Below are 26,419 nucleotides of genomic sequence, written 5' to 3'. Positions count from 1 at the left end.
TTTGCTCCCGTCACTCAGCGCGGAAATAATTAAGTCCCTATGATACGTCGTTATGCAAGCCGATCAATGCACCTTCACCCATAACCGCATTTCGCTCACTTTGCGAATCGTCATTGCGATCAGCCGCCAACTTATCAAGGTAAGCTTGATCGACATCACCTGTCACATAGCTGCCATCAAACACCGAACACTCGAAATTGCTTATTTTCGGATTACCCTCAGAAGAGCAGCTTATCAAGTCATCGAGATCTTGGTACAGCAACCAATCTGCACCGATTTCTACCTGCACCTCTTCTGGCGTACGACCGTGGGCGATTAGCTCACTTGCCGATGGCATGTCGATGCCATACACATTGGGGTAACGCACCGGTGGCGCCGCAGAAGCGAAATACACTTTGCGTGCGCCGGCATCACGGGCCATTTCAATAATCTGTTGGCAGGTGGTACCACGTACGATGGAGTCATCCACCAACATGACGTTTTTATCTTTAAATTCCAAGCCAATAGCGTTTAGCTTTTGTTTTACTGATTTTTTGCGAGCGCTCTGACCGGGCATAATAAAAGTACGGCCGATATAACGGTTCTTTACCAGACCCTCGCGGAATTTAACGCCCAATTTCGCCGCCATAGATTGTGCGGCAATACGACTGGAGTCTGGTATGGGCACAATAACGTCGATGTCGTGATCAGGGAATTCGCGCAGAATCTTTTCCGCTAAGCGCTCCCCCTGACGCAAACGAGATTTATAAACTGAGATACCGTCCATAATAGAATCTGGACGAGCAAAATAAACGTGTTCAAAAATACAGGGCCGATACTCGCTCACCTCTGCACACTGCCTAACGTGTATTTCGCCACTGGTTTCAATAAACACCGCTTCGCCGGGAGCGACATCACCGATTAATTTATAACCCAATGCATCCAGCGCAACACTCTCAGACGCCAGCATATATTCTTTACCCAGCGCCGATTCACGCACCCCATAAACCAGAGGACGAATACCGTTGGGGTCGCGAAAACCAATAATGCCGTAATTCGCAATCATCGCCACAACGGCATAACCGCCTTTACAACGGTAGTGAACACCGCTAACCGCGGCGAACACATCGTCTGCAGCGGGTACTAGCTTGCCTAGTTTCTGCAACTCATGGGCGAAAACATTAAGCAGTACTTCTGAATCCGATTCCGTATTTAAATGGCGCAGATCAGATTGAAATAACTCTTTTGACAATTCCGCCGCATTGGTCAAATTACCGTTGTGGGCAAGGCTGATACCGTAGGGTGAATTAACGTAAAAAGGCTGAGCTAGGGCCGGACTGGAGCTACCTGCGGTGGGGTAACGAACGTGGCCGATGCCAATATGGCCCATCAAGCGCTGCATATGGCGAGTGTGAAAAACGTCTTTTACTAAACCATTGCCCTTGCGTTGATTTAATTTTCCATGTTCAAAGGTTACGATACCAGCGGCATCCTGACCACGATGCTGCAGCACCGTTAACGCATCGTACAAATCTTGGTTTACATTAGTCTTAGCGACTATACCGGCGATGCCACACATGCAGTACTACCTCATTAGGACGAAGATCAAACGGGTTAATTACTCTGACTCGACAATAACGATGAGCCCCAGTTAACCACATCATTGAAGCTCTGCTCTGACCAGTCCTTCATCAACAGAAACTCAGGTATCAGTTGGGATTCCTTCCACCACTGATCGTTTTCAACTCCCGTCAGGAGTGACGGGAGCAACACCAGCGCAGCCAACACAACAATCAAGCCACGCGCAGTGCCAAAAATCATACCGAGCAATCGGTCAGTACCACTCAAGCCTGTGCGCTTCACCAAGACCACAATAAAATAGGTGATCAAGCTTCCCGCTACCAAGGTCGCCACAAACAGGAGGATATACGCGAGTATCTCGCGCAAATAGATTTTGTCTATCAGCGCCTCTAAAAAGGCGACCGCTTGAGGATGAAAGGCAACCGTCACAAAAAATGCAATCGCCCACGCCAGCAGAGAAAGGGCTTCTTTTACAAAACCGCGAATTAAACTGATGAGCGCCGATGCTGACACAACGGCAAGAATGGCCCAATCAGCCCAGTTGAACGTGCTTAGCACCGTGGTTGGCTCCCGCGGAAATTCAAGACGCGAATTCTAACAAGCCAAAGGCTGCAGCCCAAGTAAGATTTTACTTTGTCTGCCAACTAAGGCTCGAATCGATTAACAATTGACTTCACATTAAACTTTCTATTAATGGCCGCTTGCTGCGACACGGCCTTTTCATTGCTAATAACCGGCCCAACCAATACACGGTAAAGCGTTTTAGAATTACGCTGAACCGGATCAACAAACGCCTTGTAGCCCGCGCCTTGAAGAGATTTTTTCAATCCTTCAGCATTAGCTTGACTACCAAACACGCCCACCTGAACAACCCAGGCTGGCGGCAGACCATTATCATCTAACTTTCTCGTTTCGACTGGACCCGGTACCGCTTTTACGGCGGTTTCTTTTTTCACTACTGGCGCTGTTTTGGCCACACTTGCCGTTTTTGTCGGTGAATCGGCCGGATCAGGGATATTCGCAGCCTCGGCTTTGACGCCAGCGCCACGACCGTCGTCGTCTGAAACCGGCAATATAGGCTGCGGTGGTACTAATAACGTGTCCGCTGACGCGATACCCTCAGGCTTTTGTGGCGCGGAATCAATGACAGGATCAACCAGTGGTGCATCTGGTATTTGGGTGTCCCTATCTAGCTTATAAGCAGCCGGGCCCGTGAATAGCAGTGACCAAAGAATTACTCCGCCACACAATAATACTAAAGCGCCAACTAAGCGTTGCCTCATCATAATCGGACTCCTAAAACCTGGTTATTCTAAGCCGATTAAATCAGCTAATTCTGCCATGGCCGCAGCCACGGTGAAAAAAGACCCAAATACAACTAACCGATCCCCTGCCGACAAACCTGACATGGCAGTATTCATACAGCCAGCAAACGAGTTTGCCACCGACACCGAATCAACATTCATTGAAGCTAGCAGCGCGCTCACACTGACTGTACTTGCTGCGCGATCGTTACTCTCTAGTGGCGCCAAATGCCAATGATCAAAACACGGTATTGAAATAGCGACTATATCCGTTATCGCCTTATCAGCCATTACCGCAAAAAGACAATCACTCCGCCCCGACACAGGATTAGCCGCCAGATGATCGACTAATATCTGCACCGATGCAGGGTTATGAGCTACATCCAACACCACATCGATACCACGGTACTGAACATGCTGACAGCGGCCGGCAATCTTAACAGAACCTAAACCCTGCTTGATCGCGGTATAGGACACCGGCAATCCCACATACTGCAAGGCTTGCAACACAGTGGCCGCGTTGTCGATAAAAATAGGCGGCTTTGGCAAGTCCAAATAAGACAGCGGATCTCCGTTCGCGGCCTGCCCCTTCCACGCCCACCCATCTGCACTTTGTTGAGCGTCAAACTGCGCACCACGACAAATAAGCGTTGCACCTAGTTTTTTACCGTAATCCAACACGGACTTCGGCGGTGTGCTTTCACCAATTATCGCCGGGCGCTTTGTGCGAAAAATCCCCGCCTTCTCACGGCCGATTGTTTCCCTATCGTTTCCCAGCCACGCCTCGTGATCAATCGAAATAGAAGTGACGATCGCCACGTCTGCGTCAACAATATTGACCGCATCTAATCGACCGCCCAAGCCAACTTCTAAAACCGCAACATCGACTGATTGCTGTTGAAAAACAAGTAAGGCGGCCAGCGTACCAAATTCAAAATACGTTAATGACGTGTCGCCTCGCGCTTCGTCAATCACAGAAAAAGCAGTACACAAGGAATTATCATCAACGCGCTCGCCAGCAACGACTATGCGTTCGTGATATTGATTAATATGGGGAGAAGTATAGGCGCCGACCCGATAACCATCTGCGCCAAGTATGGCTGACATTAAGGCCACACAAGACCCTTTGCCATTCGTGCCCGCCACTGTAATAACGGGCATCTTTAAATTGATGTCTAAACGGCTTGCGACTAGCGCAACCCGCTCAAGACCAAGATCGATAGCACGGGGATGTTGGGTTTCCATCCATCGCAACCACTCATCGACCTGCGTAAACCTCATAGAGTTTATCTAGCGCTGATAATACATCAGACTGCCGAGCAATCTTGCCAAGGTATCACGCATATCCGCACGACGTACGATCATGTCGATAGCGCCGTGGGCCAAAAGAAATTCGCTGCGTTGAAAGCCCGGCGGCAGTTTTTGACGGATGGTCTGCTCAATGATGTTCGGACCAGCAAAACCCGCTCTTGCGCCTGGTTCCGCCACATTAATATCACCCAACAAGGCCAAGCTTGCCGATACGCCACCATAAATTGGATCGGTCATTACCGAAATATAGGGCACGCCATTTTGTTTTAAACGCTCTAGAACCGCGCTGGTTTTCGCCATTTGCATCAGCGAAATTAACGCCTCCTGCATACGCGCACCACCGGAAGCAGAAAAGCATATTAGTGGGCAGCGCTCTTTAAGGGCAACATTCGCCGCCTGAGTAAACTTCTCACCCACAGCTGAGCCCATAGAGCCCCCATGGAAGTTAAATTCAAAGGCAACAACAATCACCGGCAATTCTTTGACTGTGCCCTTGTAGGCAATTAGTGCATCTTTTTCACCGGTCGATTTTTGCGCAGCGGTTAAGCGGTCACGATATTTCTTTTTGTCTTTAAACTTAAGTCTATCAACCGGCTCAATGTGACTTAGAATTTCTTCGCGTCCGGCTTCATCTAAGAACAAGGCAATGCGGCGACGGGCGCCGATACGCATATGATGATCACACTTTGGACAAACGTCCTGATTACTTTCCAGCTCGGGTCGGTAAAGTACCGCTTCACACTTAACGCATTTCTTCCAAAGCCCTTCAGGCACAACACCCTTCGCACCACGGCGTTCTTCTGAATCAACCCGTCGCACTCCCGAGGGAAGAATCTTATCAACCCAGCTCATAGTCCATTCCTGTTGTCATTTATAACTTTTTACAATGCACAAAATTCAATGTGCACTACTTTACCTTATCTACCGAACAATGAGCAGCCTGATATACGCAGCCACTCCCAAGAACTTAGGCGTCAAGGGCTGTTCGAATATCACCAATTAATGTTGCTGCAGCGACGACACGATCAGTGGCCGACATTGTTGCGTTGGTCGCAACTATGCTCTCAATTAAGGCACTACCCACCACTACACCTGCGCAGAATGGCGCCAATGCTGCCGCAGACGCACCATCTTTAATGCCAAAACCTACGGTTACGGGAAGGTCGGTGTAGCGCTTAATGCTGTCTAACTTTTCTGACACGGCCTTAACATCCAAATGCCCCGCACCGGTGACACCTTTTAGCGAAACACAGTACAAATAACCACTGGCCAAAGATGCAATTTTTTCAATGCGCGCGTCACTAGTGGTCGGAGCCAGCAAGAAAATATTATCTATACCCGCATCGCGCAGTATTTTAGTTGGCCCTTCCGCCTCCTCAGGTGGCATGTCCACCGTCAGCAAACCATCAACGCCCGCCGCTGCTGCACGATTAGCAAAGACGTGGTAACCCATGCGCTCAATCGGATTTGCGTAACCCATCAGCACAACAGGCGTCTCTTGGTCTTGAAGACGAAACTCAGTAATGAATTCAAGCACCATGGTCAGCGTCACGTGATTTGCTAAGGCCCGCTCGTGAGCAAGCTGAATCACCGGGCCCTCTGCCATCGGATCGGAAAACGGCACACCAATTTCAAGAATATCGGCGCCTTGGCGAACCAACTCATGCATTAAAGGTACAGTTAACGTCGTATCAGGATCACCGGCAACGATATACGGAACCAGCGCTTTGCGTCCGTTTGTTTCTAATTTTGTAAATACAGTAGCTAAACGACTCAAAGGACTTCCCCGTTACTCAATGCCAATACCGTCGATAGTTGCGACGGTATGAATATCTTTATCACCACGGCCAGACAAATTGACCACAATACTCTGTTCAGGACTCATGGTTTTTGCCAACTTCTCTGCATAAGCCACCGCATGGGCCGACTCCAAGGCTGGCATGATCCCCTCAACCAAGGTCAACTTGCGGAAGGCCGTCAGTGCTTCGTCGTCATTGATGGCGACGTAATTAACGCGCCCCATATCTTTGAGCCACGAATGCTCGGGCCCTACACCTGGATAATCCAAGCCGGCAGACACCGAATGGGTCTCAATAATCTGGCCGCCCTCATCCTGCATTAAATATGTGCGGTTGCCGTGTAAAATCCCCGGAATACCATCGTTTAGGGGCGCGGCATGTTTACCGGTTTCTACCCCGTAGCCACCGGCTTCAACGCCGTACATCGCCACACCTTCGTCATCGAGGAATGGATGAAACAGCCCGATAGCATTTGATCCACCACCAACGCAGGCTACCAAGGCATCAGGTAGACGACCATTTTGGCTCAAGCACTGCTCGCGGGCCTCGCGACCAATAACAGACTGGAAATCTCTCACCAACATCGGATATGGGTGCGGGCCCGCGGCGGTACCAATAATGTAAAAAGTATCATCAACGTTGGTAACCCAATTCCGCATCGCCTCGTTCATCGCATCTTTAAGGGTTCTAGAGCCCGATTTAACAGATACAACCTCGGCACCCAGTAACTTCATTCGATACACATTTAAGGCCTGACGATGGATATCTTCCTCGCCCATAAATACTTGGCAGGTCATACCCAAACGTGCGGCGACAGTTGCTGAGGCAACGCCGTGCTGGCCTGCACCGGTTTCAGCTATTACGTGTTTTTTGCCCATGTATTTAGCGAGCAGCGCTTGCCCTACGGTATTGTTTACCTTGTGGGCACCGGTATGATTTAGATCCTCACGTTTTAGAAAAATCTTTGCGCCACCAACCTCTTCTGACCAACGCTTCGCGTAGTATAGCGGCGAAGGACGCCCCACATAATGAGCTAGATCATGATCGAACTCCGCCTGAAAACTTGGGTCGTGACGAAGGCGTTGATAGGCCGATTCTAACTCGTCCAGCGCGAATACCAGTGTTTCTGAAACAAAACGCCCACCATAGATACCAAAATGGCCATTGGCATCAGGAAACTGACTAAAGTCTGCTTTTTCCAATTTACTTCCCACTCAATCCTCCCGTCGATCAGCTTTGCTGACCGCGTCAATAAATCTAGTCATTCTTTGCACGCACTTGATACCGGGCGACTGCTCAACTCCGCCGCTAACATCCAACGCGAATGGCTGGCATGCGGCAATGGCCTTCATTGCGTTTTCCGGGTTTAATCCACCCGCCAACACCACAGGGATATCTAAGTCCTTTGGTATGCGATCCCAGTCGAATGACTCGCCTGTACCACCCGGCACGCCAGGTTTGAAACTGTCTAATAGCAATGCGCTTGCACTAGCATATGTGCGTGTCGAAGCACGTACATCAACATCATCACTCATCCGAAGCGCTTTCATATAGGGCATAGAAAACGATTCGCAAAACTCAGGCGACTCATCGCCATGAAATTGCAGTAAATCGAGAGAGCACGACGCAAGTATTTCCCTTATTTCAGCCTCTTCAGCGTTAACGAAAAGGCCAACTTTGCTGACAAACGGCGGCAATATCGAGATAATTTTCGCGGCTTGTTCGCCCTTCAATGCACGTGGGCTTTTGGGGTAAAACACAAAACCCAGCGCATCAGCACCGGCATCGATGGCTGCAAGCGCGTCTTCAGCTCGGGTGATACCACAAATTTTTACGCGGGTACGGAACACTTGGATGTACAGCCAGACAATTAATCGGATGGAATACTAACAAATAACTGCCTGATTTGTCTGTAGATCAGAGCGTTAACAGGGAACAAAATCAGGACCAATATCTGTTTTTGGTAAATTGAAGTGTTCGGGATAAATAACATCAACTAAATACAGGCCATCAGGCTTCGCAGTAACACCACCCTGATTACGGTCACGACTATCTAACACCTGTTTCGTCCACCCCACCGGCATTTGACCGCTGCCAACCGCAATTAGAACCCCAGCGATGTTTCGAACCATATGATGCAAAAAAGCATTACCACCAATATCAATCACGACATAGCGTCCATTCCGACTGACATTTGCAAAATGGATATTTCGCATCGCTGTTTTAGACTGGCAAGACGCCGCTCTAAACGCACTAAAATCCTGTTCTCCGAGTAATGACTGTGCCTCGGTGTGCATGATTTCGGTGTTTAGAGGCTGATCAATCAGGGTTAAGCCATTCGCTAAATGCGCAGATCGACGGGCCTGATTAAGAATAATATAGCGATACCGTCTGGCGGTAGCCGAAAATCGAGCATGAAAATCGAAGGGAACTAACTTGGCCCACTTGACCGAAATATCTTTCGGTAACTTAGCATTCACGCCCGCAACCCACGCTTTCAAAGAGCGAGAAACCGGCGCTTCAAAGTGAACTATTTGGTGAGTTGCGTGAACACCGGCATCGGTGCGCCCAGCACAAATGACAGTAACCGGATGCGCAGCAATAGATGATATCGCACTTTGCAATGCATCCTGGACTGTTGCCACCTTTGGCTTATCTTGACTTTGCCAACCTCGGTAGGCGCTGCCCTGATACTCAATCGCCATAGCAACACGACATCCGACCGGCAGAGCGTTATCCGCAAACCGGTCAAAACAACCAAACTCATCAATCACTAATATTCAGCCAACACTTATCCGATATTATCTAACAAAGCCTGAGCATCACTTTGTTGCTGAATATCGCCTTCTTCTAGGACTTCTTCCAACATTTCGCGCGCACCTTCGCTGTCACCCATATCTATATAGGCGCGCGCTAGATCGAGCTTCGTGGCGACAGATTCCGAATCGATCAATGAATCAAAGCCTTCGACATCGTCTTCACTGGCGTCGAATTCATCAAACACCAAATCCTCTACCGATATCGCCTCACCACTAGCAACACTGGGCTCTGCGATTTCAGACGGCTTATCTTCAGACCCAGCGTCAAGTATTTCTCCACTCTCAGCAAACAACTCGTCGTCTAGGGTAATTTCATCCGATGTCGCATCATCTTCATCGGTCACGAAGAAAGACTCATCTACCTCAGACTCGTCGACCTCTGATACATCACCATCCGAGCTAGCGATTTCATTAGGCATATCAAAATCAGCCAGATCAAGCTCTATCTCATCAGTATCGGCATCACTTGTCGCAGCAAGACTAGCTGCACCGAGGGTATCAAACTCCTCCATATCCAAGTCTGACAAATCCAAATCAAGTTCGTCTTCGTCATTTGACTCTGGGTTTAAAGTTGGTTTATCAACAAATTCTGGGACTAATTCTTCGGCCGCACTGCCTTCTTCATTAAGCGCGGTAAGCTCGCCAATTTCGGTATCACCTAAACCAGAACTAGCAAACTCTATAGTCTCAAGCTCCACATCTGTGTCATCGCCATCAGACATTTCTGTAGAAGTTTGAGTATCCTCATTGACGAGAGGCGCACCAAGCTGAGTATCATCCAACTCAAAACTGGCAATATCGTCATCATCAAATGAGATCAACTCATCATCAGTCTCTTCAACGGGCGAAGAAACCTCGGCATCGTCGAGCGAAAAATCTAAATCAATCTTATCTAGGCTAGTATCGCCAGAGGCGTTACCGGCAGGACTGATTTCGTGGGCATCATCCAAACTGAAATCTAGCTCTTCATCTTCTGACAAGTCAGCAAACGCGGGGCCGAGTTCACCCGAGACGTCCATTTGGCCATCAAATGACGCCGGCGCATCTTCATTAAGGCTTTCGATCGGAGACGCTTCCGAAACAATACTCGGCGGCAACTCTCCTTCAACATCTAGCGGCTGCTCACCGGACTCGACACCAAAATCACCTTCAAAATCAAAATCCAAATCAGCTAGATCGACATCCAGAGACTCTAGCGTATCGGTATCTGCTACTGAGTCAGCGCTCGTCAACGGTTCTGCATTATTGTCCGCATCGACAAGCGTAGCAGTCTCTTCTGAAGTTTCAGGAGAATCGATAGGCGCATCATCTAACTCAAAATCTATTTCGTCATCGTCAACAGCCATTACGCCGGCATCTTCGACACTATCCAAACTGAAGTCTAAATCATCGCCATCACCATCAGCCTCGTCACTGACCGCTCTATGGCGACCAACATTCACGGTATTGTCCGAGACACTAGACTGCTCTTCACCCAACCAATGACTAACGCCCTCAATGGCCGACATGGACTCTTTAACCCGCGCGACCGCGGCATCATCGTTAAGACCTAACAGTCCACGATACGCACTTTCAAAATTCTCCTGATCACGAGTATCAAGATAAATATCGATAATCTTTAAGCGCAATTCACTGTTTTCTGGATCCTGGGCGATGGCAGTATTAAGCAAACTAGCCGCTTGATCGTAACGACCGTAGGCAACATATATCTCTGCCTCAGCAACAACGTCTCCTGTTTGAGGCGTGACAACAGCATCGCGAGTTTCTGCAACTTCATCAAACGCTGAACTATCAGCAACAACAACGTCGTCAGCTGATTCAGCACCGTCCGACTCCGACATACTGTCAAAATCAAAATCGTCGGCACTGAAAACCACTTCAGCGTCATCTTCATTTTGAGGAGCGTCAAAGCTCTTTTCATCAGAGTCAAAATCGAAATCGCCGTCACTTGCAAACATGACAGGTGACTCGTCTTGCTCTACTTCATCCAATCCACCTTCAAAATTCGCTAAATCAGCCTCTTCATCTGGGGACTTACGACGGCGAATCACTAACACCAGCAAAGCCAGCAAAGCCAAAAACACACCAACAAAAGCCACTAAATTTTGCTGTACCCAGCTTTGTGAGTCTTGTGCTGCAGTAACTACTGCGGCGGGCTTAGCCGGTTCCGCAGGCTTAGCGACCGAGGGCTTGTCGACGGCAGCATCCTTATTCTGAGCTTCCTTAACCGGCTCTGATGCAGCCTCAGCCTCATCGCTTGCCGCAACAGGCAGCGTCGCGACTTCAGGAGCCTGAGCTTCATCGCTGGCCTCATCAGCAACCTTTGAAAGGTCAGCCCCAGGCTGAGTCTGACCGTTTTGCAACGCAGCCAGTTGACTGTTTTTTAAAGCTATCAAACTTTGTAGGGTCTGAATTTGCTTTTCCATTTCAACAACACGATTTTGCATCGCACTGTTTTCCAGCTTTGTCTTTTCTAGATTTTCCTGCTCTTCCCTAAGTTTCTCACGAACCGCATCGGTGTTGTCGCCAGACGCTGCGTCTCCCGCACTACCTAAAGAGAATTTAACCGTTTTGTCAGCATCACTGGATTCTGGCGCATCAGAGTTCGCCGTCGCATCTAATTGCGGCGCCATTGGTGCGGCGGCTGAGGTGGCACTAGGAGCAGCAGGCGTTTTTTCAGCAGTGGGTTTGGAGCTTGCTGGCCTGGCGACTTTATCGCCACGCCACTCCTTTGCTTGTATCTTAATCTCCTCTACAGCTTGATTGTGATCTATAGCTTTCACTTCCGCCTCTGATGGCAAACGCAGGATGTAACCAGACTTAATCTGGTTCACATTGCCATTTACAAAGGCTTGAGGATTCTTTTTCACCAACGCCAACATGGTCTGCTGCGTGGTCACGTAGGAGCTTGGGCGTAGCTTATTGGCTAAACGCCACATGGTATCGTGATTCTGAACACGGTACTCATTGGGGTTATCTGATGCTGGTAATTCTTGCTGTTTGTCAAGATCACGAGGAACCGGTGGAGCACGATCTACTGCACCAATTGAACCGCCCGGATCACGTTGTGGCGCATTAGTCGGCACCGCCGATTGCCTAACGGGTGTTTGGCTTATAACTGGGCTAGTGGCGCTAATCGATACCGCCTGCGAAGCGCCATCGTCTGCATATACAGGCAAATCGAGCAAAACCGTGTATTCGCGGATCATTTTACCGTTGGGCCAGCGCGCCTCAACAATAAAATCTAAGTATGGCTCAACGACCGCTTTAGCAGTTGTGACAATAATTCGACCGTTACCGCCACTAAGCAGCTCAACTTTGAACTCCAAACTCGACAAAAACTGACTGCGATCTACGCCCGCATTTTCGAATGCGGTGCTATCAGCCAGCTGAACCCTGATTTGCTCTACGTCGAGCTCGCCGATATCCCTTAATGGAATTTCAGCACGAAAAGGCTGATTCAGCGTTGAATCGAGTGCTAACTCTCCTAGGCCGAGGGCACTGACTAGTCCGCTGTGCAGGGCACCAACCGTGAGCACCACTTTTGCCAGCCTATTACGCTTCATAATGTCACCGTTCGTGTATTAGCACTCACCCAAAGTTCAAGGAATGGCCAGTGCTACGATCAAATAATAACCAGTGGGTAGTAATTACCCATGACAATAGGTCGCCATTTCTCTAAACAGCATGCATAGATATAAGCTAGATATTGATTTTTATCAAGATTTTAAGCAATGCAATGATGTTAAACACCGAACCTTTACGAAGATTATCACCGACTAGGGTGCAGCGAAAGACCGTTCCATCCTGTCTTCCACTACTTATTGCTGAAATATCTATAGTTTCGCTATTTTGCAGGTTAATTGGCGAAGAATCAGCTATATCATCTTGGGGAAAGAGTCTAAAACGGTCATCACCGGCCAGCTTCTGCTTGAGGCCCGAAATATCCACTGACTGATGACAAGCCACACGCAACATCCCAGTGTGACCATAAAATACTGGCACAACATTTTCGAATACCGTAGCACCGACAGAGGTTTCACCCGTCGACATCAATGCAGACAGAGTGTGCTCTAGCGCAGCAACTTTATCTGCCGGTCGAGAAAGGACGTTAAACGCCATTTGCAGACCAAACTGAGAATCTTCTGGCGGCTGCCCATTGAGAAGTCTCGCCGTCTCTGATGCGAGTGTCTCGACACCGACGCGACCAAAAACCGACACCGGCTGACTTACCGCAAGATGAATATCGCGAACGCTACGCTCGGGAAGCAAACGTAATAATGCCGCCACATGACTGCTGACCGCGTCCGCTATAGCAAAGGCCGTCACTTTTGTATCAACGGGCGAGCCTTCACAAAACAAGGCGACGTCGCCACGCTGGGCAAGTGTGTCGGTACAATCGAGAATAATAATACCGGCATCTTCAGCCGCATCAATCACCGCAAAATCACAAAAGCCTTCGTTTAGAAAAATCGCAGCGTCAATATTACTGAAATCAGCTACGCTCGGTTCATTAACAACAACGGGGCGACCGCGATACATCACGGTCTCCCCATCGGCGTCATCGGCAAATGCCTTAACAGAGTCAACACCTAACTCAGCTTCGGCGAGTGCGCTTAATAGCAATTCACCCTCAAGCCCGCAAGCGCCAAATACCGCAACACACTTCAACGCCATTACTTAATATCACCAAGTAATATTCTTAACATCCGGCGTAGAGGTTCCGCGGCGCCCCACAAAAGCTGATCGCCAACTGTAAAGGCCGACAAATACTGATCGCCCATGTTGAGCTTACGCAGACGACCTACTGGTACGCGGAGAGTTCCAGTAACAGCGGTTGGCGTTAACCTAGCAAGGGTTTCAGCGCGATCATTCGGCACTACTTGCACCCAGTCATTTGCGGAGGCAAGAATGCTTTCAACCTCAGGAATCGCGACATTTTTATTCAACTTGATGGTCAAGGCTTGGCTGTGGCAGCGCATTGCGCCAATGCGCACACAGTTGCCGTCAATCGCTATTGGCGAATCTGCGCGACCAAGTATTTTGTTTGTTTCCGCCTGCCCTTTCCACTCTTCGCGGCTTTGACCGTTTTCCAGTTGAGTATCAATCCACGGCAGCAAACTGCCCGCCAGCGCATGACCGAAATTTTCTTTTGGGAACACATCGCTGCGCATCGCCTCAGCGACTTTACGATCAATATCCAAAATATTGGAACGCGGGTCGGCAAGCTCAGTCGCAACACTGTCACGCACAGTGCCCATTTGATTTATCAACTCACGCATATTCTGTGCGCCAGCGCCACTCGCCGCCTGATAGGTTTGTGCACTAACCCACTCCACCAATCCTTCGCGAAATAAACCACCGATCGCCATCAACATTAAACTGACAGTACAGTTACCACCAATAAAGTTTTTAACACCGCGACTTAGGCCATCCTTGATTACATCAAGATTGACGGGATCGAGAATAATAATGGCATCGTCGTCCATACGCAGCGACGATGCGGCGTCCACCCAATAGCCATCCCAACCGCCGCTGCGCAGCGCTGGGAAAACCGACTTGGTATAATCTCCACCTTGGCAGGAAATAATAATATCCATTGCTGACAGCTCAGCTATATTACTGGCGTCTTTCAGCGTGTCGATATCACGTCCAATCGCAGGCCCTTGACCGCCGACATTCGAGGTGGTGAAAAACACCGGCTCGATGCCGTCGAAATCTTTCTCTTCCAGCATCCGTCCCATTAATACTGAGCCAACCATACCGCGCCAACCAACAAATCCTACTTTCTTCATATGTACTCCTGAATTCTATCTTGTTGAATCTACGCTGAAGCCAAGGCTGCAATAACCGCGTCACCCATTTCAACAGTGCCAACCAAGGTGCTACCTTCGGAATAAATATCCGCGGTACGTATACCCTGATCCAAAACCGTACTTACAGCATCTTCAATTTGCTGCGCTGCCGCTGGTTCATTCAGCGAGTAGCGCAGCATCATCGCTACCGACAGAATGGTCGCTAGCGGATTTGCCTTATTTTGCCCAGCAATATCTGGCGCAGAACCATGGCATGGTTCGTACATACCGCGGCCATTTACATCCAACGACGCCGACGGCAACATACCGATAGATCCCGTGAGCATAGCAGCCGCATCCGACAAAATGTCGCCAAACATATTACCGGTAACAACTACATCAAATTGCTTTGGCGCTCTTATAAGCTGCATCGCCGCGTTATCGACATACATGTGGCTAAGCTCAACGTCGGGGTAGTCTTTCGCCATCTCATCCATCACTTCGCGCCAAAGCATGGTCACTTCTAATACATTGGCTTTATCGACTGAACACAAACGTCCACCACGCTTTTGCGCAAGTTCAAAGGCCACTTTACCAATCCGACGAATTTGAGATTCGTTATAGACGTAGGTGTTATAGCCCTCACGTTCGCCATTTTCTAACTCCCGAATACCACGCGGCTGACCGAAATAAATACCGCCGGTCAATTCACGAACAATAAGAATATCTAAACCGGCAACAAGCTCTGGTTTTAACGATGAGGCATCAGCAAGCTGCGGATACAAGATCGCTGGGCGCAAATTTCCGAACAGATCTAGGCGCTTACGGATTTCAAGCAAGCCACCTTTTTCAGGCCGCTCCGCAGGCGGCAATTTATCCCATTTAGGCCCGCCTACCGCACCAAGCAATATTGCGTCGGCCTGCTCGCATATCGCAAAAGTTTCATCCGGCAATGCAGTACCGTGAGCATCGATTGCCGAGCCGCCAACTAAGGCGTGCTGCATATTCAAACCAAGATCGTGAGCTTCGTTAACCCACGCCAATACCTTGACCGCCTCAGCCATAATTTCATGACCAATACCATCACCTGGCAACACTGCTATATTTCTTTGCTGACGCTCTGTCACAATTAAATTCCTTTACTAAAATATAAAATTAAGATTTATCAACACGACAGCGATTTACGCGCTATGCGTACGAAATAGCCAAGGTGATTTTTGCTGCCACTTAGCTTCAAAGGCACTGATTTCATCGGCATCTTGCAAAGTCAAACCAATATCATCAAGACCATTCAATAAGCAGTGTTTGCGGAAGCTGTCCACTTCAAACTGAATGCTTTCTCCCGCAGGCGTCACAATCACTTGGGCGTCCAAGTCAATTTTCAGAGTAAAACCATCATTGGCATACATAGCCGTGAATAACTCATCCACTTTTGCCGCCGGCAACACTATTGGCAGCACACCATTTTTAAAACAATTGTTAAAAAAGATGTCGGCAAAACTAGGCGCAATAACGCAGGAGAAACCATAATCTTCCAGCGCCCACGGCGCGTGCTCCCGACTTGAGCCGCAGCCAAAGTTTTCGCGCGCGATCAATATCGAGGCACCTTTGTAACGCGGAAAATTTAGCGGGAACTCTGGGTTCAAAGGCCGCTTAGCGCTATCTTGCCCAGGCTGCCCTTCATCCAAGTAACGAAGCTCATCAAACAAATTCGGACCAAAGCCACTGCGCTTAATCGATTTTAGAAATTGCTTGGGAATAATCATATCGGTATCTACATTGGCGCGATCCATTGGCGCCACAACACCGTCAAGTACTGTAAATGCTTTCATCATTAACTCCTCAGATCCATTCCCGAACGTCAACAAAATGACCGGCAATTGCCGCCGCCGCAGCCATCGCAGGGCTTACCAAATGGGTACGACCACCAAAGCCCTGACGACCTTCAAAATTACGATTAGACGTCGACGCACAATGCTCACCGGCGCCTAATTTATCCGCGTTCATTGCCAGACACATCGAGCAACCCGGTTCACGCCATAGCAAACCCGCGTCAAGGAATATTTTATCCAATCCCTCAGCCTCAGCCTGTTTTTTCACCAATCCTGAACCCGGCACTACCATGGCTTCTTTAACATTGGCCGCAACTTTTTTACCACGAACAACTGCAGCCGCCTCGCGCAGATCCTCGATACGCGAATTTGTGCAAGAACCGATAAACACCCGATCAAGTTTAATATCGGTAATCGCTTGACCGGCGGTGAGCCCCATATATTGCAAGGCACGCTCGCAACCACTGCGCTGTGCGGGATCGCTGTAATCATTGGGGCTGGGCACAATACCACTCACCGGCAACACCATTTCGGGGCTGGTGCCCCACGTGACTTGCGGCAAAATATCTGCGCCGTTAAGTACAACGGTTTTATCGAAAACAGCATCGTCATCGCTATGCAGAGTATTCCAATATTCCAGCGCCAGCTGCCACTCGCCGTCATTCGGCGCGAACGGGCGACCTTTAACGTAGTCGATAGTGACGTCATCAACCGCCACCATGCCAACCCGGGCACCACCTTCGATGGCCATATTACAAATGGTCATACGACCTTCCATCGACAGCTTGCGAATCACGTCGCCACCAAACTCAATCGCGTAACCAGTACCACCTGCGGTACCAATTTTACCTATAATGGCCAATACAACATCTTTCGCCGTTACGCCAGCGCCAAGCTCACCATCAACACGCACCAACATATTTTTACTTTTCTTCTGAATCAGGCACTGAGTAGCCAGAACATGCTCTACTTCAGACGTACCTATGCCGTGCGCCAAGGCGCCCAAAGCGCCATGGGTAGCGGTGTGGGAATCACCGCACACCACGGTCATGCCGGGCAATGTAGCGCCCTGCTCAGGGCCAACTACGTGCACAATTCCTTGGCGCACATCATTGATTGAAAATTCGGTGATACCAAACTCATCGCAATTCTCGTCAAGGGTTCTCACCTGAATGCGTGAAATCTCATCCGCAATCGCCTCGACGCCGCCGCTGCGTTCAACAAGTTCAGTCGGCACGTTGTGATCTGGAGTAGCAATATTTGCTGTGACACGCCATGGAAGCCGACCGGCCAAACGAAGCCCCTCGAAAGCCTGAGGTGACGTCACTTCGTGAACCAAGTGGCGATCTATATAAAGCAGCGCCGTGCCATCATCCCGCTCTTTCACCAGATGGGCGTTCCACAATTTGTCGTAAAGCGTTTGTCCAGCCATAATCATGCCCCATATTGTTCAACGCTGAATTCTCCAGCGGGTTAGCAAGTCTACGATACCAAAACCACGTTGCGCGGTGAGTTATCAGATCCGCAATACTACGCATCGCAGTCAAATAACACAAATTCATATTTTTCATTATTTGCATTCTATTATGGAATAGTAATATGCTTCGCCAATGGACACAGACACCTTAAAAGCCTTTCTCGCCGTCGCCGAGCGCCAGTCATTCTCACTGGCCGCAGAGCAGCTATATATAACCCAGCCCGCGGTCAGCAAACGGATCGCGGCCTTAGAAAATCATTTGAATTGCAAATTATTCGATCGCATCGGCAGACATGTACACCTTACCGAGGCCGGGCAGGCTTTGCTTCCACAGAGCCGACGTATTCTGCAAGACATCAAAGAGGCGGTTCGCAGCATCCACGATTTACGTGGCAATGTGAGCGGACGACTATCTATGGGAATCAGCCACCATATAGGCCTTCACCGCTTGCCACCGATATTACGAAAATATAGCCAGCTCTACCCCGACGTAAAACTCGACATCGACTTTATGGACTCTGAACAGGCGCACCAACTGATACTTCAGGGGGAAATGGACTTAGCTGTCATCACCTTGTCTCCCACCGGTGAACAATTATTGCAATCCATGCCGGTTTGGGAAGATCCTCTCGCCGTTACTGTCGCGCTTGATCACCCGCTGGCCAAATACAAAAGCGTGAACGCAGAAATGCTAAGCCAGCACACTGCGCTGCCACCTGGATTGAACACCTATACCGGACAAATCATTAAGGAGTTATTTGATAAACGCGGTTTGAGCATGAATATCGGCATGTCCACCAACTACCTAGAAACCATCAAAGTGATGGTCGGCATTGGTCTCGGCTGGAGCATTTTACCGTTAACGCTTTTGGACGACAGCGTGGTTGCGCTTGAATGGGAAGGACAAGTGCTGAGCAGAACACTTGGTTGTGTACATCATCGCAATCGAAGCTTATCTAATGCGGCTGAAGCCTTTATTGAATTACTCAACGGCGCCAGTGATAAGACCCAATCAAAGGGTAAATCCGCCTAACGCAATGTGGGTCGCAGCTTAGTCATCAGCACTTCCATTTCCTCCGGCGTATCGGCGTCGAGATAAATACCCTCATCGTCAAGCTCCACCATATCGACATGATCGACGTTTGACGAAATCATACTACGGGCGCCCTCGTCGCCACTCAATTTCATTAATGCTGGCCAGTACTGACGCCCAAACGCGACAGGATGGCCTCGCCTACCATTGTGTTGCGGCATGACAATACGATCCAAAGACGCTCGTTCAGCGACGCAACGTAGAGATTTGACTCGAATTAACGGTAAATCAACCGGCATAATTAAAACGGCATCTGCCGATGACAAAGCGGCGAGTTCGCTCAAGGTGTCGGCAATGGTTGCCCCCATTCCCGAGCTCGCATTCTTTGCGAAAAGACAAGGCGCATCAATTTTCTCCGACACATCATCTGAAGCATCGAGCGCCACATATACATCAAGCCCCGCCCTTCGCCCACGACGTACCATCGCATTCACTAAAACACCGCCATGGGGCAATATCGTAAAACGCTTATCCCCAACGCCGAAGCGCTTGCTTTTTCCTGCGGCCAAAATTACCAACGGCAACGCTATCATACTTTAGCGGACTCACTCATTATTACAGAAGTACCTGACGCTCTAAGCTGAGTGAGCTGCGCCATAATAGCGAGTGCAATTTCCATTGCTGATTTGCTTCCGATTGGTAAACCTACTGGCGCGTAAAGCCGGTCAATTTGTTCGTCGCTAATATCTAATTGCTTGAGGCGTTCGCGACGCTTCGCCGACGTCCTGACAGAGCCCAAAGCCCCCACATAAAACAGCGGCTCTATCAGCGCTTGCATCAACGCCATATCATCAATTCTGGGATCGTGAGTTAAGGTAATAACAGCGGTATACGGATCAGCAAATTCACTGACCGCCTCATCGGGCATTAAGGCACTTAACTCAGCACCAACGACAGCCCACTGCTCACGCCTATCCTCGCGGGGATCACACACAATTACTCGGTAATCCATCGCCAAGGCGATTTCAGAAATACAGCGTGCAAGCTCGTTTGCGCCTATTAATAATAATCGAACCCGCGGCCCAAAATCCTGAACCAAGCTTGTATCGTTAATCGTCAGCGGCTCGCAGCGCTCGACATATTCAAGATTCCAGCGACCCGTGTTAAGATCAACATAGCGACGGATCGCTTTGCGACTTTCAAACGCACCATCCAACTGTTCTAGTAATTTACAAAACTCACTGGATACTATTAGCGGCTCCACCAAAACGTGCATACGGCCGCCGCAGGGTAAACCGAAGCGCTCATTCTCTTCAGCGCTAACACCGTACTCAAGAATTTCCGGCTTAGTATTTGCCAGCTCGCCCCGTCGTAATTTTTCTAATAGCTCGTCTTCAATACAGCCGCCAGATAATGAGCCAAATACCGTTGCATCGATATTCATAACCAACATCGATCCCAAAGGCCTCGGTGACGCACCAAAGGTCTTCACAACGGTACACAACCAACCAGACTCTCCGCGCTGAAGAAACCCAAGTGCCGCAGCAATAACAATTTGCTCAATACTTTTCACAATTCTTTACACCAGCATAATCAAGAGACAAAAAAAACGCCGCTCACGCGGCGTTAGTAAATTACTCTAAACCAACACTTTAATACCAGCGGTATGTCACCTGCAACGCGGTGGTCCGAGGTGCGTCAATGAAGCCATAATGACCAATCGAGCTAAAAGTACTATTAGACAGCGGCGTGTCATTTGAATAAGAAATGGTGGTTTCATCCGTCAGATTCTTAACCAAAATGGCAGCATCCCAACCAGCAGCAACATCAGCTAAAGAGAGACGCAAATTCGCTTTTATATACGCATCTTGCTCCTGGCTTGGGTCTAAGTTTTGTGAAGAGTTATAAGCGCCGGTAAACACAAAGTCGGCACCGCCACGGAACTCAATATCCTTAGATACCATGGTGGTGTAAACAAATGTTAGGTTACCCGAGTAGTCGGCGACATACTGGTTAGTTTTGCCTTTGTAGTCACAATAAGGATTACCATCAACTTCATAATCAACAGGCTGCCCCTGATAACACTGGCCATTAGCGAACTCTGTAAATTCAAAGTCCAAGAAGGCTAATGCGCCCGTCATCATAAGATTCTCGGTTAACGCCATACGACCATCTAGCTCTAAGCCCATTGTAGTCGCTGCGCCAGCGTTGCCGACGTTGAAACCCAGTGTTCCATCAAAAATACTAACTTGAAGATCGTCATATTCCGTATAGAAAGCAGCGACGTTGAGCTCTGCAGCGCCATCTAGCAATGTCGTTTTAGCGCCGAGTTCAAAACTGGTCGCCTGCTCATCATCATACTCAAAACTACCTTCAATTTCAGGAGCCGCCGCACGCAATTTACCGCCACCTGGAGATGCATTTGACCGAGCATCGAATCCGCCAGACTTGTAACCAATACTTGCCGTGGCATACAACATAACATCGTCACTCCAGTCATGCTGAAGGTTCAACGATGGCGCCAAATTACCGCCTGAACGCTCACCGCTCAAATTATGACGCTCAGCAGAGAAGTTTTTTGCTACAACAGTATCAACTTCGCCTATAGCGCGACTTTGCCCCGTAGTGATATCGGTTAAATCGAGGCTACGGCTTCCCTCTTTTTCTTCATATGAATAGCGTAAACCCAGTGTTGCGCGAGTCAAATCGGTCACGTTCCATGTAGCCTGAATAAAACCTGAAAGCAGTTTGGTATCTGACTCAAAGTTGCGCGGCGTGCCCAAATTAATTATCTCAGTACCGGCATCGCCCACGCCAGACACAGGCAAACCTAATGGACCACCTATTAAGTCACCATCAGCAGGAGTCTCACCACGTGCACCGCCCTCCAAGACATCAACACCGTTTAACAATGTCGGCAAGATATCATTTCCAACGCGAATGCTATCGAAGAAATCCAAGGAACTTTGCTGATAGAACGCGCCCGCTATAAATTCAAAATCTTCACCCACCGGGGACACCCAGCGAACTTCCTGGCTAAACTGTGAATACTCCTCTTCAGCAGCAACACTGAACACTTCCGCACCGGTAAAGTCACAGTCACATAACTCAGATGTTTCATAACCCAGAATACCGGTGATAAAGGTAAAGGTATGGTCGCCCCAAGCGTAATCAACATTTAACGTCACGTTATGAGTGTCGTTATAGCTGAAATCGCCATTTGAAGATCGCTTGTAATCTTGGTAGTTATTAAGCACCGAAGGGTCAGAACTAACAGAGCCTAGAATCCCACCAGGCCCAACGTCATAGCTTTCCAAAATTCCAGCATATGTCTCGCCATTGAAGTTGCTATCCGTTGAAGCGTTATCATTGATAATTTCAATCTGACGACCATTAACATCAAACTGGCCGACTTCCAGTTTCAGCGCAGCCGTTAAATTTGCAGTTGCATCCCATTCAAAAATAGCGCGAATAGTCTGCTCATCGCGTTCTGGCTCATCACGGTTAAGCGTGAGGTTTTCCATATAACCGTCGGTGAGACGTTTACGGATCGCGAGACGGGCTCCAACGGTATCCGTCACCGCGCCAGAGAGCACTAAATCAAGCACCTGTTCATTGGTTTCTGGTTCATAGGTCCCAGATACCATACCTTCAAACTCTTGCCCAGGACGTGCAGATATCAAACTCAGCGCACCTGCAATACTATTTTTCCCGAACAGAATGTTCTGCGGACCACGCAATACTTCGACTCGCGCTAAGTCGAGGAACGGTGCCCGTGACAACTGAGCACGGCCATAGCTAACACCATCAAAATACATACCCACGGATTGTTCAAAGCCAGGGTTAATACCTGAACCGATACCTCGGATATAAATATTGGTACCGATGCCGGTTTCAGACATCGTTAAATTTGGCACATAGGCCTGCAAATCCTCTACTTTACCAATGCCGGCCTCCATCATTTTCTCACCGGAAACGGCATTTACAGAAACAGGTACGTCTTGAAGACTTTCCGCCCGAATCGTGGCGGTAACAATCACTTCCTCGAGTACAGGAGCAGCAAAAGAGTATGAGGAACACAATACAATAGCGGAAGCTAATGCGGAACGGCGAAAATTAGTAATAGGACGTTTTAAGGTCATATGACCTCCAGGTGCGATAGTTTTATATTTATAGTGCCGCCAAATACATCACGTATTATTGACGACCTAAACTCAAGGTAGCTCATATTATACATATACGCCAAAATGTGTGCATTGAAAACATATCTTAATATCGAAAATAGTTCAATGACTTAGCACTGACCTCATCCATATCAATTATAAAAAGCCTTAGCCAAAATGCAAAAAAGCGCGACCGTTAAGATCGCGCTTTCTCGTTAAGCCTTCCTATAATCAAGTTATGAAAACCAGCTTACCAGCGATAAGCCACCTGAACAGCCACACTACGAGGACGCTCAATAAAGGAATAATGCCCAATGCTTCCGAAACTGCTATTGGCTAAAGGCACGTCGTTAGAATAGGAAATAACATCTTCATCGGTCACGTTTTTACCCACAACCGCAACTTCCCATCCCGACTCAACATCCGCCAACGCAACACGAATATTCATCTCAACATAGCCATCTTGCTCCTGGCTTGGGTCAAGATTCTGAGAGGAATTATAATCATCGGTAAAGGTGAAGTCCGTTCCAGCACGGAACTCCATGCCCTGACCAAACGACCTAGTGTAAACAAAACCTACGTTCCCAGAGAAATCCGCTACGTATTGGTTCGTCTTGCCTTTGTAGTCACAAAAGTTAACTCCGTTAACTGTAGAATCCGGAGTTTGGCCTTGATAACACTGCCCATTCGGGAAATCAGTAAATTCGAAATCCAAGAAGGCTAATGCCCCAGTCATCAACAAATTATCTGTCAATGCAAAGCGTCCATCCAATTCAACACCCATTGTCTCGGCGGCGCCGGCGTTACCGACATTAAAGCCGAGAGTACCGTCAAAGATACTTACCTGTAGATCATCGTATTTAGTGAAGAATGCCGCGACATTCAACTCACCGCGACCATTTAAGAAACTAGTCTTAGCACCAACTTCAAAACTTGTCGCTTTTTCCTCGTCATATTCAAATGACCCCACAAGGGACTGACCGGCTGCATTTAGATCTGGGCTCGGAGAGGCATTAGAGCGAGCATCGAAACCACCTGACTTATTGCCGACACTGACTGTCGCGTAAGCCATCACGTCATCATTAACGTCATACTGCACGTTAAGAGATGGCGCTAAGTTGCCCCCTTTCTGAGTACCTTCTAAGTCGTGACGCTCAACTTTAAACAAGCCTGAAAGAACAACATCAACGTTACCTAGTGGGCGCTCGTTGCCGTTCAAGTCGGCGACCGTCAGTTTACGAGTGCCTTCTTTTTCCTCATAAGAATAACGCAATCCTAGAGTAGCTCTTAGACGCTCACTAGCATTCCAAGTAGTCTGCCAAAAAACAGAATATAACTCTGCATCACTGGTAAAATTACGCGGTGTAGTGGTGTTTGCAATTGAAGCGCTCAATGCTGCCGAACCGGTTCTCTGGAGCACAGCACCGGGGATAATTGGACTATCAATTAGGATTGCATCAAAGAAATCAAGCTCACTCTTTTGAAAATAAGCCCCACCAATATGTTCAAAAGTCCCGCCAGCGGCTGAAATCCAACGGATTTCTTGGCTGTATTGATCGTAATCTTCTTCAAAAGGTATGCTAAATACCGGGGCACCGGTAAAGTCGCAATCACAAAGCTCATCAAACTCGTAATGCAAAAAGCCACTTATAAAGGTCAATGTTCCCTCACCCAGAGCATAATCTACATTAAGCGTCAGATTCTTGGTGCGGTTATTACTATAATCACCGTTCGAAGAACGCTTGTAATCTTGCTTGGTATTCAGTACCGAGGAATCCGCACCAAAACTTCCAGCCAAAGCTTGGGAGTAGGTCGGGTTGCCGGCCAGTGTAGTTGAGGGTTGATCGTTAGTAATTTCAACCTGACGACCCAAGACATTAAATTTACCTAGTTCAAATTTAAGCATCGCGGTGAGATCAGGCGTCGCATCCCAATCCAAAATTGCCCGAATAGTCGATTCATCGCGCTGAGGTTCATCACGGTTCAAAGTCAAATTCTCGATGTAACCACCAAACTCGCGCTTACGAATGGCTACACGACCACCTAAAGTGTCGGTAATTGGACCAGACACCATGAAATCAACCACTTTCTCGTCATGATCTGGCTCATACAAACCTGAAATCATCCCTTCTTGCTCTTGGCCGGGACGGGCTGACACCAGACTCAACGCACCAGCAATACTGTTCTTTCCGTAAAGGATGTTCTGCGGACCGCGCAGTACCTCAACCCTCGCTAAATCTAAAAATGGTGCACGGGTCAGCTGGGCACGACTATAAGACACGCCATCGAAATACATACCTACCGACTGCTCAAACCCTGGGTTGATACCGGAACCGATACCACGAATATAGATATTAGTGCCGATACCTGTCTCAGACATCGACAAATTAGGTACATAGGCTTGGAGGTCTTCAATTTTATCAATACCCGCCTCCTGCATTTTCTCCCCCGCCATGGCATTTACTGATACTGGCACGTCCTGCAAACTCTCAGTACGTAGGGTCGCAGTAACCAAAACTTCTTCTAAAGCCGGCGCTGCAAAAGCCGCTGGATTTGCACACAAGCCGACAGCCAACACCATTGGTGCGACGCGACGATTTATTATGCGCTGTGTTGTCATTTAAGACTCTCCCTAATTTATTTTAATTATTCAACCTGTCCACCATGCACTAGAACTGTGCCGAGTAATACGGGTTGTTAATGAGTTTAGTCGGTATTTCACAGAAGTAAAATGTGACTTACCGCTATACTCGCACCTGAATGGTGCCACAAGCGGTACGAATAGTAGATGGGTTCAGATCAAAGAAAAAAACTAGGGATTGCTAATTTGATACAGATCAAGCTGTACCTAGAAAACTCCAATAATCAGGCCTGTCGCAAAAGCCGCGCCGAGTTCCTCTGCTTTTTCAAATACCTCTGTATCCGGCACCCCTGTTGTTATAATTGGCTCGCTCACGCAGCGCCACGAGCATCCCTTCGCTATACGTTCAAATTGTCTCAACGCGTTACTGCCATCGTTGCCCGAGCAAATGAACACGCTATATGGCCTATAAACCTGTTGATTGATGACGGGATAAAACGTGCGATCAAGGAAGTCTTTCATGCCGCCGGCAATCGCGCCGAAGTTTTCGGGAAAGAATAGCAGCACTCCATCACACCAAGCTAAATCACGGGTTCCCGCCTCAGCAGCCCGCAATAACCGCACATCAACACCGGAGTCCGCATCTCGCGCTGCCGCTGCCGCCGCATAAGCTAGGCTTTCGTTCCTGCCAGACTGGCTGTGGTATACGATCAATAAATGTTTTTGATTTGTTTGAGTCACAAAT

Annotated in this window: 21 protein-coding genes; 1 reads left to right on the top strand and 20 read right to left on the bottom strand. The window is 48.6% G+C overall.

All coding sequences use genetic code 11. The features are described 5' to 3' along the window. Nucleotides 1-37 precede the first annotated feature (37 nt). The 15 genes from purF to leuC form a co-directional block, all read right to left on the bottom strand. A complete protein-coding gene (gene purF, locus O9X78_RS07950) occupies nucleotides 38-1,558 on the bottom strand; it encodes an amidophosphoribosyltransferase (protein WP_269619105.1) in 1,521 nt (506 codons plus the stop codon). Nucleotides 1,559-1,593: 35 nt separating this feature from the next. Next, nucleotides 1,594-2,118 carry a CvpA family protein gene (locus O9X78_RS07945; RefSeq protein ID WP_269619104.1) on the bottom strand — a complete coding sequence of 175 codons (525 nt, stop codon included), beginning with the start codon at nucleotides 2,116-2,118 and terminating at the stop codon, nucleotides 1,594-1,596. Between the two features lie 86 nt (nucleotides 2,119-2,204). Continuing rightward, on the bottom strand, nucleotides 2,205-2,846 hold the full coding sequence (locus O9X78_RS07940) for an SPOR domain-containing protein (protein ID WP_269619103.1): 642 nt from the start codon (nucleotides 2,844-2,846) through the stop codon (nucleotides 2,205-2,207). 21 nt (nucleotides 2,847-2,867) lie between these two features. Continuing rightward, the gene (gene folC, locus O9X78_RS07935) at nucleotides 2,868-4,145 is read right to left on the bottom strand and encodes a bifunctional tetrahydrofolate synthase/dihydrofolate synthase (RefSeq protein WP_269619101.1); all 1,278 of its coding nucleotides are present in this window, start codon (nucleotides 4,143-4,145) and stop codon (nucleotides 2,868-2,870) included. Nucleotides 4,146-4,154: 9 nt separating this feature from the next. Further along, nucleotides 4,155-5,027 carry an acetyl-CoA carboxylase, carboxyltransferase subunit beta gene (gene accD, locus O9X78_RS07930; protein ID WP_269619099.1) on the bottom strand — a complete coding sequence of 291 codons (873 nt, stop codon included), beginning with the start codon at nucleotides 5,025-5,027 and terminating at the stop codon, nucleotides 4,155-4,157. A gap of 115 nt (nucleotides 5,028-5,142) precedes the next feature. After that, nucleotides 5,143-5,952 carry a tryptophan synthase subunit alpha gene (gene trpA, locus O9X78_RS07925; protein WP_269619098.1) on the bottom strand — a complete coding sequence of 270 codons (810 nt, stop codon included), beginning with the start codon at nucleotides 5,950-5,952 and terminating at the stop codon, nucleotides 5,143-5,145. A 12-nt stretch (nucleotides 5,953-5,964) separates the two neighbouring features. Beyond that, on the bottom strand, nucleotides 5,965-7,188 hold the full coding sequence (gene trpB / locus O9X78_RS07920) for a tryptophan synthase subunit beta (protein WP_269619097.1): 1,224 nt from the start codon (nucleotides 7,186-7,188) through the stop codon (nucleotides 5,965-5,967). Further along, a complete protein-coding gene (locus tag O9X78_RS07915; RefSeq protein WP_269619096.1) occupies nucleotides 7,189-7,824 on the bottom strand; it encodes a phosphoribosylanthranilate isomerase in 636 nt (211 codons plus the stop codon). Between the two features lie 75 nt (nucleotides 7,825-7,899). Beyond that, nucleotides 7,900-8,748, bottom strand: coding sequence for a tRNA pseudouridine(38-40) synthase TruA (truA, locus tag O9X78_RS07910; protein WP_269619095.1), 849 nt, complete (start codon nucleotides 8,746-8,748; stop codon nucleotides 7,900-7,902). Nucleotides 8,749-8,765: 17 nt separating this feature from the next. After that, nucleotides 8,766-12,359 (bottom strand): FimV/HubP family polar landmark protein, encoded by a 3,594-nt coding sequence (locus tag O9X78_RS07905; protein WP_269619094.1) that lies wholly within the window; start codon nucleotides 12,357-12,359, stop codon nucleotides 8,766-8,768. A 136-nt stretch (nucleotides 12,360-12,495) separates the two neighbouring features. Further along, the gene (locus O9X78_RS07900; protein WP_269619093.1) at nucleotides 12,496-13,470 is read right to left on the bottom strand and encodes an Asd/ArgC dimerization domain-containing protein; all 975 of its coding nucleotides are present in this window, start codon (nucleotides 13,468-13,470) and stop codon (nucleotides 12,496-12,498) included. Continuing rightward, nucleotides 13,470-14,588, bottom strand: coding sequence for an aspartate-semialdehyde dehydrogenase (gene asd, locus O9X78_RS07895; protein WP_269619092.1), 1,119 nt, complete (start codon nucleotides 14,586-14,588; stop codon nucleotides 13,470-13,472). The genes O9X78_RS07900 and asd overlap by 1 nt, the downstream gene beginning before the upstream one ends. Nucleotides 14,589-14,617: 29 nt before the next feature. After that, nucleotides 14,618-15,715, bottom strand: a complete 1,098-nt coding sequence (leuB, locus tag O9X78_RS07890; RefSeq protein ID WP_269619091.1) for a 3-isopropylmalate dehydrogenase — start codon at nucleotides 15,713-15,715, stop codon at nucleotides 14,618-14,620. Between the two features lie 54 nt (nucleotides 15,716-15,769). After that, nucleotides 15,770-16,420, bottom strand: coding sequence for a 3-isopropylmalate dehydratase small subunit (gene leuD / locus O9X78_RS07885; protein ID WP_269619090.1), 651 nt, complete (start codon nucleotides 16,418-16,420; stop codon nucleotides 15,770-15,772). Nucleotides 16,421-16,430: 10 nt separating this feature from the next. Continuing rightward, nucleotides 16,431-17,852 carry a 3-isopropylmalate dehydratase large subunit gene (gene leuC, locus O9X78_RS07880; protein WP_269619089.1) on the bottom strand — a complete coding sequence of 474 codons (1,422 nt, stop codon included), beginning with the start codon at nucleotides 17,850-17,852 and terminating at the stop codon, nucleotides 16,431-16,433. Nucleotides 17,853-18,030: 178 nt separating this feature from the next. On the opposite strand from leuC, the gene O9X78_RS07875 reads away from it, so the two are divergent. Continuing rightward, complete coding sequence (locus tag O9X78_RS07875; RefSeq protein WP_269619088.1) at nucleotides 18,031-18,930, top strand: LysR family transcriptional regulator; 900 nt, start codon at nucleotides 18,031-18,033, stop codon at nucleotides 18,928-18,930. Here the strand turns inward: O9X78_RS07875 and O9X78_RS07870 are convergent. The 5 genes from O9X78_RS07870 to O9X78_RS07850 all read right to left on the bottom strand — a co-directional run bounded on the left by O9X78_RS07870 (nucleotide 18,927) and on the right by O9X78_RS07850 (nucleotide 26,415). Beyond that, a complete protein-coding gene (locus O9X78_RS07870; RefSeq protein ID WP_269619087.1) occupies nucleotides 18,927-19,523 on the bottom strand; it encodes a nucleotidyltransferase family protein in 597 nt (198 codons plus the stop codon). The two genes, O9X78_RS07875 and O9X78_RS07870, sit on opposite strands and share 4 nt — an antisense overlap. After that, nucleotides 19,520-20,503 (bottom strand): XdhC family protein, encoded by a 984-nt coding sequence (locus O9X78_RS07865; RefSeq protein ID WP_269619086.1) that lies wholly within the window; start codon nucleotides 20,501-20,503, stop codon nucleotides 19,520-19,522. Before O9X78_RS07865 ends, O9X78_RS07870 begins: the two co-directional genes overlap by 4 nt. Before the next feature lie 79 nt (nucleotides 20,504-20,582). Beyond that, on the bottom strand, nucleotides 20,583-23,072 hold the full coding sequence (locus O9X78_RS07860; RefSeq protein WP_269619085.1) for a TonB-dependent receptor: 2,490 nt from the start codon (nucleotides 23,070-23,072) through the stop codon (nucleotides 20,583-20,585). Nucleotides 23,073-23,343: 271 nt separating this feature from the next. After that, nucleotides 23,344-25,713, bottom strand: coding sequence for a TonB-dependent receptor (locus O9X78_RS07855; RefSeq protein WP_269619084.1), 2,370 nt, complete (start codon nucleotides 25,711-25,713; stop codon nucleotides 23,344-23,346). A 228-nt stretch (nucleotides 25,714-25,941) separates the two neighbouring features. Beyond that, on the bottom strand, nucleotides 25,942-26,415 hold the full coding sequence (locus O9X78_RS07850) for a flavodoxin family protein (RefSeq protein ID WP_269619083.1): 474 nt from the start codon (nucleotides 26,413-26,415) through the stop codon (nucleotides 25,942-25,944). Nucleotides 26,416-26,419 lie beyond the last annotated feature (4 nt).

It is taken from the genome of Zhongshania aquatica (genome assembly GCF_027257955.1).
In the GTDB taxonomy this organism is placed as follows: domain Bacteria; phylum Pseudomonadota; class Gammaproteobacteria; order Pseudomonadales; family Spongiibacteraceae; genus Spongiibacter; species Spongiibacter aquatica.
Note: the sequence above shows the minus strand (reverse complement) of the source record. Positions and strands in the feature narration are given on the sequence as shown.